The organism is Streptomyces sp. NPDC005408 (assembly GCF_040606445.1).
In the GTDB taxonomy this organism is placed as follows: domain Bacteria; phylum Actinomycetota; class Actinomycetes; order Streptomycetales; family Streptomycetaceae; genus Streptomyces.
The window spans coordinates 408,775-423,335 of record NZ_JBEXEX010000001.1 but is presented as its reverse complement, the minus strand read 5'-3'; the positions used below and the strand labels follow the sequence as shown (position 1 = coordinate 423,335).

The window sequence follows — 14,561 nt, the reverse complement described above, 5'->3', positions numbered from 1 at the left end:
CATGCCAGCAACAACCGTCGCCTCCGAGGCGAGCGAAGCGACCGAGGCGTCCGCCACCACCGGCGCCCGCGTTGAATTCCGCGGTCTGCGCCGGGCCTTCGGCTCCACCGTCGCCTTGGACGGGCTCGACCTGACCGTGGAGCCCGGCGAGCTGATCGCCCTGCTCGGCCCCTCGGGCTGCGGAAAGACCACCGCCCTGCGCGTCGTCGCGGGCTTCGAGAACCCCGACGCGGGCGAGGTCCTGGTCGACGGCGAGGACATCACGCGCGTTCCGGCCAACCGCAGGGACGCGGGCATGGTCTTCCAGTCGTACAGCCTCTTCCCCAACCTCAGCGCCCGCGACAATGTCGCCTTCGGCCTGCGCGTACGCAAGGTGCCGGCCGCGAAGCGCAACGCCCGCGCCGCCGAACTCCTCGCTCTGGTCGGCCTGCCCGAGCACGGGGACCGCTACCCCCACCAGATGTCCGGCGGCCAGCAGCAGCGCGTCGCCCTGGCCCGCGCCCTGGCGCTTCAGCCGCGCGTGCTGCTCCTGGACGAGCCGCTGTCCGCGCTGGACGCCAAGGTGAGGCTCAGCCTGCGTGAGGAGATCCGGCGCCTCCAGTTCTCCCTCGGCATCACCACGATCTTCGTGACACACGACCAGGAGGAGGCCCTGTCCATGGCGGACCGGGTCGCCGTCCTGAACGCCGGAAAGCTTGAGCAGTGCGCGGCCCCCGCCGAGCTGTACGAGCGCCCGGCGACGGCGTTCGTCGCCGAGTTCGTCGGGACGATGAACCGGCTGCCCGGCCGGATGACGGACGACGGACTCGTCGACGTGGCGGGCAGCAGGCTGCCCGTGGACGGCGACGCGCCTCAGGGGGACGTCGAGGTGCTCGTACGCCCCGAGAACGTCACCGTCGCAGCCGACCCGGACGGCGACGCCACCGTCGTCTCGGCATCCTTCCTCGGCTCGGTCACAAGGGTGCTGCTCGATCTGCCGGACGGCGGCTCGGTCAAGGCCGATCTGCCCTCGCGGGACGCCGGCGCGCTGACTCCCGGCGGACGCGCGGTGGTCGGTCTGACGGAGCGGCCCGTCCTCGTCGTCCCGGCGGCCCGGTGAACGTGCCTGCCGCCGTCCTCTTCGACATGGACGGCACGCTCGTCGACACCGAGGTGCTGTGGTGGGAGGCGACCGCGGAGGTCGCGGCCTCGCTCGGTCACCGGCTGTCCGACGCGGACGCTCCGGAGGTCGTCGGCCGGGCCGTCGAGGACACGGCCGCTCATCTGATACGGATCGGCGGCGCCGCGGACGAGGTGGCCCTCAGTGCCACATCGGTGGCGGCGGCGCTGACGGCGTCCTTTTATGCCCGGGTCGAAGCCGGGGCACCTCTGCAACCCGGCGCATCGCGGCTGCTGGCCGAACTGGAACGGCGTCAGGTGCCGTTTGCCCTGGTCAGCGCCTCACCGCGGATCGTCGTTGACTCGGTGGTCTCCGGTGCGCTGGCCGATGTGCCGTTCTCCTTCACGCTCTCGGCCGACGACACCGTACGGACGAAGCCGCATCCCGATCCGTACCGGGCGGCCGCCGAGAGGTTCGGGGCCGCTCCCGGGGCCTGTGTGGCGGTGGAGGACTCGCCGGACGGAAGCGCGTCGGCACAGGCCGCGGGATGCCCGGTGCTGGTGGTGCCGTCGCTGCTGCCCGTGCCCGCATCGCCCGGCCGGGTATTCGCCGAGAGCCTGGAGGACGTGGATCTCGCCCTGCTCAGCCGGTGTGTTTCGTCCTGAGAGCCGGTGTGTTGCGGCCCGGGACACGGGTCCGGATGATGGGATGCAAGGCGCTTCGGCCGCGTGATTCTCGCCACCCCTGATAAGGGGTCCGCTCAGATGAGCGATTCTGAATGGATCCACTTCCCGAAGTGTGGCACTGGGTGCCACACTTCGCGCGTTCAAGTCTTGAACTCAATCGCACCAGTAGGCGCTCATTCGAGCAGTGAAGGTCTGCTTTGAGTCAAGTCCTCTTCGGGGGGTGAACGCTGTTCTACTCGCTAGTCACTTTCGATCTGGTGGCGGACGAGTGGTTACAGCCGTATGACGGGCAAGTGGACGTACCCAGACGCCTTCGATCTGGGTATGTTCCTCGCCGTCAGGGCAGCCACCGAGTCCTCGAGGAGTCGAGACCCGTGTCGGAAAACAAAGATCAGAAGTTCGTCTACGACTTCACCGAGGGCAACAGGGATCTCAAAGACCTGCTCGGCGGCAAGGGCGCGAACCTCGCCGAGATGACCAACCTCGGGTTGCCCGTCCCTCCGGGCTTCACGATCACCACCGAGGCGTGCAAGGTCTACCTCGAGAGCGGCAAGGAGCCTGCGGAGCTCCGCGACGAGGTCAGCGCGCACCTCGACGCCCTTGAGCAGTCGATGGGCAAGAAGCTCGGCCAGGCCGACGACCCCCTGCTCGTATCAGTACGTTCGGGTGCGAAGTTCTCCATGCCCGGCATGATGGACACCGTCCTCAACATCGGCCTCTCCGACACGTCGGTGGCCGGCCTCGTGAAGCAGGCCGGGGACGAGCGCTTCGCGTGGGACTCGTACCGCCGACTCATCCAGATGTTCGGCAAGACCGTGCTGGGCGTGGAAGGCGAGCTCTTCGAGGACGCCCTCGACGCGGCCAAGGCGGCCAAGAAGGTCACGGTCGACACCGACCTCGACGCGGCCGACCTCAAGAAGCTGGTCACGAAGTTCAAGAAGATCGTCAAGGCCGAGGCGGGCCGCGACTTCCCGCAGGACCCGCGCGAGCAGATGGATCTCGCGATCCGCTCGGTCTTCGAGTCCTGGAACACCGACCGCGCCAAGCTCTACCGCCGCCAGGAGCGGATCCCCGGCGACCTCGGCACGGCCGTCAACATCTGCTCCATGGTCTTCGGCAACCTCGGCCCCGACTCGGGCACCGGCGTCGCCTTCACCCGTGACCCCGCCAGCGGCCACCAGGGCGTGTACGGCGACTACCTGCAGAACGCGCAGGGCGAGGACGTCGTCGCGGGTATCCGCAACACCGTGCCGCTCGCCGAGCTGGAGACGATCGACAAGAAGTCGTACGACCAGCTGATGCAGATCATGGAAACCCTCGAAACGCACTACAAGGACCTGTGCGACATCGAGTTCACCATCGAGCGCGGTCAGCTGTGGATGCTGCAGACCCGGGTCGGCAAGCGGACCGCCGGTGCGGCCTTCCGTATCGCCACCCAGCTCGTGGACCAGGGCCTGATCGACGAGGCCGAGGCACTGCAGCGCGTCAACGGCGCGCAGCTGGCGCAGCTGATGTTCCCGCGCTTCGACGAGCACGCGAAGGCGGACCTGCTCGGCCGCGGTATCGCGGCCTCCCCGGGTGCGGCCGTCGGCAAGGCCGTCTTCGACTCGTACACCGCGGTCAAGTGGTCGCGCTCCGGCGAGAAGGTCATCCTCATCCGCCGTGAGACCAACCCCGACGACCTCGACGGAATGATCGCCGCCGAGGGCATTCTCACCAGCCGCGGCGGCAAGACCTCGCACGCCGCCGTCGTCGCCCGCGGCATGGGCAAGACCTGTGTCTGCGGTGCCGAGGACCTCGAGGTCGACACGAAGCGGCGCCGGATGACGGTGAACGGCACGGTCATCGAGGAGGGCGACGTCGTCTCCATCGACGGCTCCACCGGCAAGGTGTACCTCGGCGAGGTGCCGGTCGTCCCGTCCCCGGTCGTCGAGTACTTCGAGGGCCGGATGCACGCGGGCGCCGACGACGCCGACGAGCTGGTCGCCGCCGTGCACCGGATCATGGCCTACGCGGACCGAGTACGCCGCCTTCGTGTACGGGCGAACGCCGACAACGCCGAGGACGCGCTGCGCGCACGGCGGTTCGGCGCGCAGGGCATCGGCCTGTGCCGCACGGAGCACATGTTCCTCGGTGAGCGCCGCGAGATGGTCGAGCGGCTGATCCTCGCCGACACCGACGACGAGCGCGAGCATGCGCTGGGCGCCCTGCTGCCGCTGCAGAAGAAGGACTTCGTCGAGCTCTTCGAGGCGATGGACGGACTGCCCGTCACCGTCCGGCTGCTCGACCCGCCGCTGCACGAGTTCCTGCCGGACATCACCGAGCTGTCGGTACGTGTCGCCCTCGCCGAGTCCCGCAAGGACGCCAACGAGAACGACCTGCGCCTGCTCCAGGCCGTGCACAAGCTGCACGAGCAGAACCCGATGCTGGGTCTGCGCGGTGTACGCCTCGGCCTGGTCATCCCCGGTCTGTTCGCCATGCAGGTACAGGCGATCGCGGAGGCGGCTGCCGAGCGCAAGAACGCCAAGGGCGACCCGCGCCCGGAGATCATGATCCCGCTGGTGGGCACCGTCCAGGAGCTGGAGATCGTCCGCGAGGAGGCCGACCAGGTCATCGCCGAGGTGGAGGCCGCGACCGGCACGAACCTCAAGCTGACCATCGGCACGATGATCGAGCTGCCGCGTGCCGCGCTGACCGCAGGTCAGATCGCCGAGGCCGCGCAGTTCTTCTCCTTCGGTACGAACGACCTCACCCAGACCGTGTGGGGCTTCTCCCGCGACGACGTCGAGGCGAGCTTCTTCACCGCATACCTGGAGAAGGGCATCTTCGGGGTCTCCCCGTTCGAGACGATCGACAGGGACGGCGTCGGCTCGCTCGTGCGCAGCGCGGTAGAGGCGGGCCGGGCCACCCGGCCCGACCTGAAGCTGGGCGTGTGCGGTGAGCACGGCGGCGACCCGGAGTCGGTGCACTTCTTCCACGAGGTGGGTCTGGACTACGTGTCCTGCTCGCCCTTCCGGATCCCGGTGGCGCGCCTGGAGGCCGGCCGCGCGGCGGCCGAGTCGAAGGGCAGCGACTCCCGATAGGGCGCCGGAGCCGTCATCGGTCTTCTGGGGGCTCGCCCCCGGGAGATCCCGGCCCTCACCGACCCGGTGGTGGCTCCGGAACACAGATGGAAGAGGCGGGCGCCTTGTGCGGGGCGCCCGCCTCTTCCGCTTTTTTCACGGTTTTCGTAAAGTCCCTGTTGAATTCCGGACCGTTACCGGGAAACGAATTTCTGCCATTTACTGCGCAAACAACGGGCGGAGCGCGGCCTGCGGATCCCCATCCGCAGGCCGCGCTCCATTACCCGTGCCGGACAGGGAGCCGCAACCCTCTGTCGCCCGCCGCCGGACGTGCAAAGCCCCCCACGGTCTTCGCCACGTCCATCGGAGACAGAAGATTTCCTGCCCGACGTCGTACAGCCTTTCGGTTGGCACCCGTCCCTCGCGAGGCGTTTCAACTGTGGCTGAAACACCGTGGTAACGTCCTGTGATTAGATGCATACTCAGTGGTGGGGGCGATTGCGGATGCAACAGGTGGGGGTTCGGTGCTTCGTATCCATTTCACTGGGGATGACCTAGCCAGAGTCCGGATGGCGGCAAGACCGGATGTTCTGTGGGAAACCATTCTCAGTTTTCATCGATTGAGGGAGCGGCGACGCGCCCTCATGTTCGGCGAATGGCGCTCGGAAACCCGGGTCCGGTTGAATGGTGAAACACGGCTGCTTGCCGCACTGGTTCCGCCCCGGGGCTATTTCCCGGACTTTCTGACGCCCCCGGAGGGCGGCTGCGGCCTGGAGGCGGGGCTCGAAGCCCTGCGGGCCACCCCGCCGGGACGGATGCACTCCGAACTCGCCCTGACGGCCGCGGGACAGCCTGCCGGGCCCGTGCTGCCCGGTCGGCTCGCCGCCCTCGCCGAGGGCAGACCCGAGGCGCTCGCCCGTCTTGTCGGCGCGCTGCGCAGCTACCACCGGGCCGCCATCGAACCGTACTGGCCGCACATCCAGGCCACGGTCGAGGCGGACCGCGCGGTGCGCGGCCGCGCGCTGCTGGACGGCGGCGCCGGAGAACTGCTCGCCTCACTGCCGCCGGTGCTGCGCTGGCGTGCACCGGTCCTGGAGGCCGACTATCCCGTGACGCGCGAACTGCATCTGGACGGGAGGGGGTTGCTGCTCCAGCCCTCGTTCTTCTGCCGCGGCACCCCAGTGGTCTACCGCGACGCCGAGCTCCCGCCGGTGCTCGTCTACCCCGCCGTCCACAGCTGCGCACCGACCTTCGGCGAGCCGGGTGACCAGCCCTCGCTCGGCCGGCTCGTCGGCCACACCCGCTCGGTCGTCCTACAGGCCATCCGCTACGGCTGTACGACCAGTGAACTCGCCCGCAGGGCAGGGGTGTCGCTGGCCTCCGCAAGCCAGCACGCGGCGGTTCTGCGCGAGGCGGGCCTGGTGGTGACCCTGCGCCACGGCAACGCCGTTCTGCACACCGTCACCCCGCTGGGCGCCGCCCTGCTGAGGGGCGGCGCCACAGCGGAGGCCGCGGGCTAGAGACCGCGCGCCGGACCGCGGACGGACAGGGCCTAGGCCCGGAAGGGGCCCGTCACCTCGTACGTGATGCCGCCGGACGAGGAGCCGCTCGTACCGCGCTGGCTGGAGAAGTAGAGCCGCGTGCCGTCGGGGGAGAAGGCCGGTCCGGTGATCTCGGACGAGGACTGGCCGGTGATCCGCAGGAACACCGCGACCACGTCGTCGGGCGTGATGATGCAGATCTCCATGTTGCCGCCGTCCTCGGCCACGAAGAGATCGCCGGAGGACGAGCCGGTGACGTTGTCCACGCCGGTCAGGGGGGCGCCGCCGCCGACCACCAGCGAGTCGTCGTAGGCCAGTTCGTACGTGCTGCTCGCGAGGTTGAGCTGCCAGACCCGGTTGTCGCCCTTGGTGGTGAACCAGACGGTGTCATTGGCGTAGTGGCAGCCCTCGCCGCCGTTGAAGTGCTTGGCGCCGGAGACCTGGGTGCGCGTCGTGGTCGGCGAGCCGTCCGGGTCCGGCACGTTCTGCCAGCTGAAGGAGCCGGAGGTGCCGGAGCCCGCGACGAGCACCTGGAGGGTGCCGGAGGCGAGGTTGCCCCAGGTGGTGGGGATGAACCGGTAGAGACAGCCGTTGGTCTCGTCCTCGGTCAGGTAGACAACATGGCGCACCGGGTCGGCGGCCGCGGCCTCGTGCTTGAACTTGCCCATCGCGTCGCGGCGTACGGCCGCGTTCACGCCGTACGGGTCGGTCTCGTAGACGTATCCGAGGCTGACCTCCTCGCACGAGAGCCAGGTGTTCCAGGGCGTCTTGCCGCCCGCGCAGTTCTGGCGGGTGCCCGAGAGGATTCTGTATGCACCGGTGATCGCGCCGGCCGATGAGAGCTTCACCGCGCTCGCGCCGCCGGAGGGGTTGATCTCCGAGTTGGAGACATAGATCCAGCCCGAGCCGTCAGCGAAGCAGGCGCCGCCGTCAGGGGCGTTGTGCCAGGCGTACGAGGTCGAGCCGACGTTCTGGCCGGACCGGGCGATCACCCTGCTGGTGAACCCGCTGGGCAGCTGAATGCCGTTGGCGTCCGCCGTGCCGAGAGCTCCGTAGGGCCCGGGGCCCGGCTGGGCCGGGGCGGCATAGGCGGCGCCCCGCATCAGGGTGCCGCCGAAGGCGGCGGCGGACGTGCCGATGACTGCTCCGCGCAGGAAATTGCGACGTTCCACTGTCACTCCAGGGAAGGTGGTGACCGCCCCGGGGCGCCGGTCGACGCCCCGGGGTCGCGCGGTACCGGAACCTAGGAGTGCCGAATTGACAGCACGTCAACGCCTGGTGACGTACAGCGGTCAACTCGCCGAGCGCTGACCGTGATGGCTCCCACCGGACAGGCCCGGGCCGCCTCCCGTACGAGCGGACTGCCGCCGCCGTCCTCGCGGCCCGGCAGTACTTCGCTGAGTCCGTCGTCGTCCTGGGTGAACACCTCCGGCGCGGTCAGCGCGCACTGCCCCGCGCCGATGCACCTGTCCTTGTCGATGCCGATACCGGTGCCGGTTCCCATGGCCGCTACCAGGCCACGGGGAGTTCGAGCATCCCCTGGATCGTGTCGCCGGGTTTGAAAGGGATGTCGCCGGCGGGTGCCGCGAGCCGTAGTCCGGGCAGCCGGTCGAAGAGCGTACGCAGCGCGATCTCCATCTCCGCGCGGGCCAGGTTCTGTCCCAGGCACTGGTGGATGCCGTAGCCGAACGCGACATGGTGGCGCGGTGAGCGATGCCAGTCGAGCGCGTCGGGCTCCGGATACGCGGTGGTGTCCCGGTTGATGAGCGAGGTGGAGAAGACAACGCCGTCGGCGGCCCGGATGGTCGTTCCGGCCAGCTCGATATCGTCGGTCGCCACCCGCAGCATCCCGTCGGCGATCGACAGGAACCGCAGCAACTCCTCCACGGCGGTGGGCATCAGGGAGTCCTCGGCGCGCAGTTCGGTCAGCTGGTCCGGGTGCTGGAGCAGGGTGAACGTACCCAGCGAGATCATGTTCGCCGTGGTCTCGTGGCCCGCGACCAGCAGGACCGTGGCCAGGCTGATCAACTCGTCCCGGTCCATGGCCCCTTCGGCGAGCTGCTGCTGGATGAGTTCGTCGAGCAGCCCGTCGCCCGGGTCCTTGCGCTTGCGGTCGATCAGGGTGCCGAAGTAGTCGTTCAGCCGGTCGCGCGCGTCCTCCGTCTCCGCGGCGGAGGGTCCGCGCAGCAGCCTGCGCGACTGCTCCTCAAAGAAGGCGTGGTCGGCGTACGGGACACCCAGCAGGGCGCAGATCACCATTGACGGCACCGGCAGTGCGAAGGCGCTCACCAGCTCGGCGGGCGGCCCCTGCTCGATCATCGCGTCGAGCAGCCGGTCCACGGTCTGCTGGATCTGCGGCCGCAGCGCGGTCGCGCGTTTGAGGGTGAAGCTGGGGATCAGCATCCGCCGCTGGGTGTTGTGCTCGGGATCGTCGACGCCGAGGAGCGCCACGCGGCGGTTGGTGAGCGAGGCGAAGCGCTCCGTGGGCATCGGGAAGCCGTCGTTGCCGCGGTCGGTGGAGAGCCGCGGGTCGGCCAGCAGCGCACGCGCGGCGGCGTGACCGGTGACGACCCACACGGAGCGGCCGTTGTAGAGCGAGACCCGGGAGAGCGGGCGCGCGTCGCGTAACGGGGCGTAGGGGGTGGGCGGGTGGTAGGGACAGCTGCGGTCCTGCGGGAACGGGATCGGGGGTGCGCTGCCGGGATCTGTGGTGTCGGGTTCCGCGGCTTCTGTGGCGATGGGTGCTGTGGCGATGGGTTCTGTCATGGTGACCTCGCGAGCGAAGAGTCCGCCTTGCCGATCACCATTAGATGCCCCGGGCATCTAGTGGTCCATGCACAGTTCGGCCAAATAGCCCAAACCTGAAGCAGGCTCGGTGGCTCCTTCTCATCCCCGCCGGATGTGGTCTCAGGACGTGAGGGACGTGAGGCCCTCGTACGTCACTCCGGTGAGCTGCTCGGACGCGGCCCACAGCCGCTCGCCCGTCGCATCGTTCATCGACCACTTCAGCCGCCACGACGGCGCCGGCGCACCGCGCCAGCCCAGCAGCCTCGGCCCGGTGAAGGAATCGGGCTTCACCCCCGGCGCTGTGGCCGCGTACAGCGTCGGCAGCGCGCCCGACTCGGCGGACTGCGCGAAGAGCCGGTTGCCGACCGCCATGAACTGCTCGGTCGCCTTCTTGCCCTCCATCCGCGCGCTCGCGGTCTGGAGGTTGGTGTCCGAGTAGCCGGGATGGGCGGCCGCCGCGACGACTTCGGAGCCCGCCGCATCGAGCCGCCTGGCCAGTTCGTGCACAAAGAGGAGGTTCGCCGTCTTGGAGCGCGAGTAGGCGGTCCAACGGCTGTAGCGGCGCTCGCTGTTGAGATCGCCCGTGTCGATGCCGGCCATGGCGTGCATGAAGCTGGACAGGCTCACCACACGCGAGCCGGTGGTGTTCAGGAGCTTCGGCAGCAGCAGCCCGGTGAGCGCGAAGTGCCCGAGGTGGTTGACGCCGAACTGCGTCTCGAAGCCGTCGGCCGTCTTCCCGTACGGAAGGGCCATCACGCCTGCGTTGTTGATGAGCAGATCGAGGCTGCCGTACGGATAGCGTGCCGCGAACTCCCGTACCGAGGAGAGGTCCGCCAGGTCCAGCGGGCTGAACTCCACCTTCGCGCCCGGCACCCGGCCGGCGATATGGGTCTCGGCCTCCTTGCCGCGGGCCTCGCTGCGGCACGCGAGAATCACGCGCGCGCCGCGGCGGGCCAGCTCCCGGGCCGTGATGAGCCCGAGACCGCTGTTGGCCCCGGTGACCACGGCGGTACGGCCGTCCTGGTCCGGTATGTCGCTCGCGTTCCAGCCCGACATGGCTGAACTCCTCAATAGGGAAACCTATGTTGGGTTCAGCCTATGAACGATCAGGCCGGGGAGCCACTGTCGACGACCAGATCTGATCCCACGACCGCTCCGGCGTCAGCGGATGTCAGCGCCGGTGGATGCCGGGCAGAGCACCGCGGATCGGTGCCGCTCACCCCACCCGTACTTCGTACGCCGTCACCGACACCGAGTCGTCGTCCAGGCAGCGGCCGGACCGGAGGTCGAAGCGCTGCTTGAGCAGCGGCGAGGCGACGAAGGGGCCGTCGGCGGCCGAGCCGACCAGGCCGCGGGAGAGGACCTGGGCACCGGTGAAGGGGTCCCGGTTGTCGATGGCGTAGGCAGTGCCCTCACGGTCCACGAAGACCGCGGCCTGGGTGCCGTCCGGCAGGAGGGCCGCGGCACCGCGGCCGGGCGTCAGCAGGGACAGCGCGCAGAGAGCGAACCACTCCTGGCCCACGCGGAGCTGGACCTGCGTCAATGTGTTCCGAGGCTTCTCGGGGGCGATCGTCATCGGGCGGCGGTACCTTCCAGGGCTTCCAGCGGACGGATGGACAGCAGCGGCAGGTCGGGCTTGACCTGGTCGCGCTCGGGCACGAACTTCACCGTCGGGTCCGGGACGTCGGGTGCGTTGACGAAGGAGACGAAACGGCGCAGCCGCTCCGGGTCGTTGATGGTTTCCGACCACTCGTCGCGGTAGTTCGCGACATGGTCCGCCATAAGCGCCTCCAACTCCGCGCAGATGCCCAGCGCGTCATGGACCACCACGTCCCGTATGTGATCGAGGCCGCCCTCGATCCGCTCAAGCCAGGTCGAGGTGCGCTCGAGACGGTCGGCGGTGCGGATGTAGAACATCAGGAACCGGTCGATGAGGCGGATCAGTTCGGCGTCGGAGAGATCCTGGGCGAGCAGATCCGCGTGGCGCGGCGTCGCGCCGCCGTTGCCGCCCACGTACAGATTCCAGCCGTTGGCCGTGGCGATGACACCGAAGTCCTTGCTCTGGGCCTCGGCGCACTCGCGCTGGCAGCCGGAGACCGCGGACTTCAGCTTGTGCGGGGAGCGCAGGCCCCGGTAGCGCAGCTCCAGATCGATGGCCATGCGGACCGAGTCCTGCACTCCGTAACGGCACCAGGTCTGTCCCACGCAGGACTTCACGGTGCGCAGAGCCTTGCCGTATGCATGCCCCGACTCGAAGCCCGCGTCCACCAACCGCGCCCAGATCAGCGGGAGTTGATCGACGCGCGCACCGAACATGTCGATCCGCTGGCCGCCCGTGATCTTGGTGTAGAGCCCGAAGTCGCGGGCCACCTCGCCGATCACGATCAGCTTCTCGGGGGTGATCTCACCGCCGGGGATACGCGGCACGATCGAGTACGAGCCGTTCTTCTGCATATTGGCGAGGAAATGGTCGTTGGTGTCCTGCAGCGCTGCCTGCTCGCCCTGAAGCACATAGCCGTCCGCGCCGATCGTCGGTGCCAGTGAGGCGATGATCGAGCCGACCGCGGGCTTGCAGATCTCACAGCCGTTGCCGCCGCGGGCCGTCTCGCGCCCGTGGGCGTCGAGGAGCTTCTGGTACGAGGTGATGCGCAGCGCCCGCACGATCTCGTACAGCTCCTGCCGGGTCTGGCCGAAGCAGGCGCACAGGCCCTTGTCGACCTCGACGCCCGAGGCCTCCAGCTCGGCGTTGACCAGCTGGCCGAGCACCTTGACGCAACTGCCGCAGCCCGTACCGGCCTTGGTGCACTTCTTCACCTCGGGCACGGTCGTGCAGGAGTGCTCGGTGACCGCGCCACGGATGGTGCCCTTGGTGACGTTGTGGCAGGAGCAGATGACCGCGTCGTCGGGCAGCGAGGACGGCCCGAGCGCGGCCGGCGCGCCGATCCCCGCGGGCAGCACGAGCTGTTCGGGCGAGACCGGCGGGACGGAGCCGGTGAGCGGGCGCAGCATGCCGTACGCGTCGGCGTCACCGACCAGTACGCCGCCCAGCAGCTCGCCCTCGCTGCCGATGACCAGCTTCTTGTAGATCCCGGAGCGGGAGTCGGAGTACACGACGTCCAGGCAGCCGTCCGCCGCACCGTGCGCGTCGCCGAACGAGGCCACATCGACGCCGAGGAGCTTGAGCTTGGTGGACAAGTCCGCGCCGGTGAACGCCTTGACCTCACCCTCAAGCGCGGCGGCTGCCGTCTCGGCCATCTCGTAGCCGGGCGCGACCAGCCCGTACACCCGGCCGTCCGACGCCAGCGCGCACTCGCCGATCGCGAACACGGACGGATCCGATGTACGGCACTGCTCGTCGACCACGATGCCGCCGCGCTCGCCGACGGCGAGCCCGCTCTCACGCGCGAGCTGGTCCCTGGGCCGTACACCCGCCGAGAAGATGACCAGGTCGGTGTCGATGGACGAGCCGTCCGACAGCGCCATCGCGGTCACCGCGCCGTCCTCACCCGCCGTGATCTCCTTCCCGCCGACGCCGGTGTGGACGACCAGGCCCATCCTCTCGACGGTGCGGCGCAGCGCGGCGCCGCCCCCCTCGTCCACCTGCAGGGACATCAGCCGCGGATTGAACTCGACGATGTGCGTGGCGAGCCCCAGCCCCTTGAGGGCCCCGGCCGCCTCGAGGCCCAGCAGCCCGCCGCCGACCACGGTGCCGGTCGTGCAGTTCTTGGCGTACTCCTCGATCGCGAGGAGGTCCTCGATGGTGCGGTAGACGAAGCAGCCCTCGCTGTCCTTGCCGGGCACGGGCGGTACGAAGGGGTACGAGCCGGTGGCGAGGACGAGCGTGTCGTACGTGAAGGTGCGGCCGGCGCGCGAGGTGACCGTCCGCGCCTCCCTGTCGATCGTCACGGCCGGGTCGTCGAGATGCAGCTCGATGTCGTGCCGCTGCATGAAGTCGTCCTCGACGAGGGAGAGTTCGTCGGGAGTACGGCCGGAGAAGTACGAGGTCAGCTGAACGCGGTCGTAGGCGGCGCGGGGCTCCTCGCACAGCACGACGATCCGCGCCCGCCCGGCCACGCCGCGCTCGGCGAGGGCCTCCAGGAAACGCTGGCCGACCATGCCATGGCCGACGACCACGATCGTGGGAGTCGTGGGGGTGGTCATAGCGGGCATGTCAGAGGCCTCCATCATTGGTGAGCAGGTGGAGCAGGGGCACGGTCTCCGGCAGGGCTTCGTCGCCCTCCCAGGCCCGGGCGAGCGCGCCGACCGCGGCGAGATCCCCGAGCAGTACCCCGCCGACGAGCCGGTCCCCGCGGACGACGACCTTGCGGTAGGCGCCGCGGGTGGCGTCGGCGAGCTGGACGACGTCGTCCCCGGGGCGCGGGGTCGGATCGCCGAACGCGGCGAGATCGAGCGGGCCCTGCCCGCTGAGGGTCAGCCGGGTCAGCGCGCGGGTGCCCGTGTAGCGGGCGGGTTCCCCGGCGAGCACGGCTGCCAGTACATCGGCCTGTTCCAGGGCCGGACCAGCGAGTCCGTACACCCGTCCCTCGTGCTCGGCGCAGTCGCCGACGGCGTGGATGTACGGGTCGGAGGTGCGCAGTTCGTCGTCGACGACGATGCCGGTCCGCACGTCGAGCCCGGCGGCATGGGCGAGCCCCACCCGGGGGCGCACGCCGCAGGCGAGGACGACGAGCTCGGCGTCGAGTACGTATCCGTCGGCGAGCTCGACGTTCGTGCCGCGCAGTCCGCGCACCCGGCACTCCGTGTGGATCTCCACGCCCATGGCTTCGAGGTGGACGCGCAGCAACTGCGAAGCAGAGATGTCCAGCTGGCGCTCCATGAGGTGCTCGCCCTGCTGGGCCAGCACCACCTTGGCGCCGCGTTCGGCGAGCGCCCGGGCCGCGGACACGCCGAGCAGTCCGCCGCCGACCACGACCGCGCGGATCCCGGGACGTACGGCGGCGGACAGGGCCACGCAGTCGTCGAGCGTACGGAAGGGATGCACCCCGTCGGGGAGCCCCTGGCCGATCCCGCGCAGCGGCGGAAGGACGGGGTTCGAGCCGGTCGCGAGGACGAGCCGGTCGTACGCCACCGACGTGCCGTCCTCGCAGTGCACAAGCCGCCGGTCCCGGTCGATGGCGCTCGCCCGCACGCCGCGGCGTACCGGCACGGCGGGCAGGGTGATCACCTCGGGGCCGTAGCGCCCGGCGAGCACTTCCGCGAGGAGAAGGCGGTTGTAGGGGGCGTGCGGCTCCTCACCGAGGACGGTCACGGGCACACCGCCGGTGACGAGCTGCCGCGCGAGTCGCGCGCCTGCCGTTCCGCTGCCGATCACGACGGTGTCTGATGCCATGTCCGCAGCCTGCGGTGCCGGTGTTACCCGGCAGGT

11 protein-coding genes are annotated in these 14,561 nt (G+C 69.7%); 4 read left to right on the top strand and 7 right to left on the bottom strand.

The features are described 5' to 3' along the window. Position 1 precedes the first annotated feature (1 nt). The 4 genes from ABZS64_RS01790 (at position 2) to ABZS64_RS01775 (ending at position 6,367) form a co-directional block, all read left to right on the top strand. Positions 2 to 1,099 carry an ABC transporter ATP-binding protein gene (locus ABZS64_RS01790; RefSeq protein WP_355821967.1) on the top strand — a complete coding sequence of 366 codons (1,098 nt, stop codon included), beginning with the start codon at positions 2 to 4 and terminating at the stop codon, positions 1,097 to 1,099. Further along, positions 1,096 to 1,764, top strand: a complete 669-nt coding sequence (locus ABZS64_RS01785) for an HAD family phosphatase (protein ID WP_355821965.1) — start codon at positions 1,096 to 1,098, stop codon at positions 1,762 to 1,764. Before ABZS64_RS01790 ends, ABZS64_RS01785 begins: the two co-directional genes overlap by 4 nt. Before the next feature lie 395 nt (positions 1,765 to 2,159). After that, positions 2,160 to 4,868 (top strand): pyruvate, phosphate dikinase, encoded by a 2,709-nt coding sequence (gene ppdK, locus ABZS64_RS01780; RefSeq protein WP_355821963.1) that lies wholly within the window; start codon positions 2,160 to 2,162, stop codon positions 4,866 to 4,868. A 503-nt stretch (positions 4,869 to 5,371) separates the two neighbouring features. Beyond that, entirely contained in the window at positions 5,372 to 6,367 is a 996-nt protein-coding gene (locus ABZS64_RS01775) for a winged helix-turn-helix domain-containing protein (protein ID WP_355821961.1), read from the top strand. Positions 6,368 to 6,399: 32 nt separating this feature from the next. Here ABZS64_RS01775 and ABZS64_RS01770 read toward each other — a convergent pair whose 3' ends face one another. The 7 genes from ABZS64_RS01770 to ABZS64_RS01740 form a co-directional block, all read right to left on the bottom strand. Then, on the bottom strand, positions 6,400 to 7,560 hold the full coding sequence (locus ABZS64_RS01770; protein ID WP_355822102.1) for an alkaline phosphatase PhoX: 1,161 nt from the start codon (positions 7,558 to 7,560) through the stop codon (positions 6,400 to 6,402). 71 nt (positions 7,561 to 7,631) lie between these two features. Continuing rightward, a complete protein-coding gene (locus tag ABZS64_RS01765) occupies positions 7,632 to 7,892 on the bottom strand; it encodes a ferredoxin (RefSeq protein ID WP_355821959.1) in 261 nt (86 codons plus the stop codon). Positions 7,893 to 7,897: 5 nt separating this feature from the next. Beyond that, on the bottom strand, positions 7,898 to 9,154 hold the full coding sequence (locus ABZS64_RS01760; RefSeq protein WP_355821957.1) for a cytochrome P450: 1,257 nt from the start codon (positions 9,152 to 9,154) through the stop codon (positions 7,898 to 7,900). Positions 9,155 to 9,295: 141 nt separating this feature from the next. Beyond that, positions 9,296 to 10,231 (bottom strand): oxidoreductase, encoded by a 936-nt coding sequence (locus tag ABZS64_RS01755; RefSeq protein ID WP_355821955.1) that lies wholly within the window; start codon positions 10,229 to 10,231, stop codon positions 9,296 to 9,298. A gap of 160 nt (positions 10,232 to 10,391) precedes the next feature. Beyond that, positions 10,392 to 10,751 carry a nitrite reductase small subunit NirD gene (nirD, locus tag ABZS64_RS01750; protein ID WP_355821953.1) on the bottom strand — a complete coding sequence of 120 codons (360 nt, stop codon included), beginning with the start codon at positions 10,749 to 10,751 and terminating at the stop codon, positions 10,392 to 10,394. After that, positions 10,748 to 13,345: a nitrite reductase large subunit NirB gene (nirB, locus tag ABZS64_RS01745; RefSeq protein WP_355821951.1), complete on the bottom strand. Its 2,598-nt coding sequence runs from the start codon at positions 13,343 to 13,345 to the stop codon at positions 10,748 to 10,750. Before nirB ends, nirD begins: the two co-directional genes overlap by 4 nt. 1 nt (position 13,346) lies before the next feature. Continuing rightward, the gene (locus ABZS64_RS01740) at positions 13,347 to 14,525 is read right to left on the bottom strand and encodes an FAD-dependent oxidoreductase (RefSeq protein WP_355821949.1); all 1,179 of its coding nucleotides are present in this window, start codon (positions 14,523 to 14,525) and stop codon (positions 13,347 to 13,349) included. Between the last annotated feature and the right edge of the window lie 36 nt (positions 14,526 to 14,561).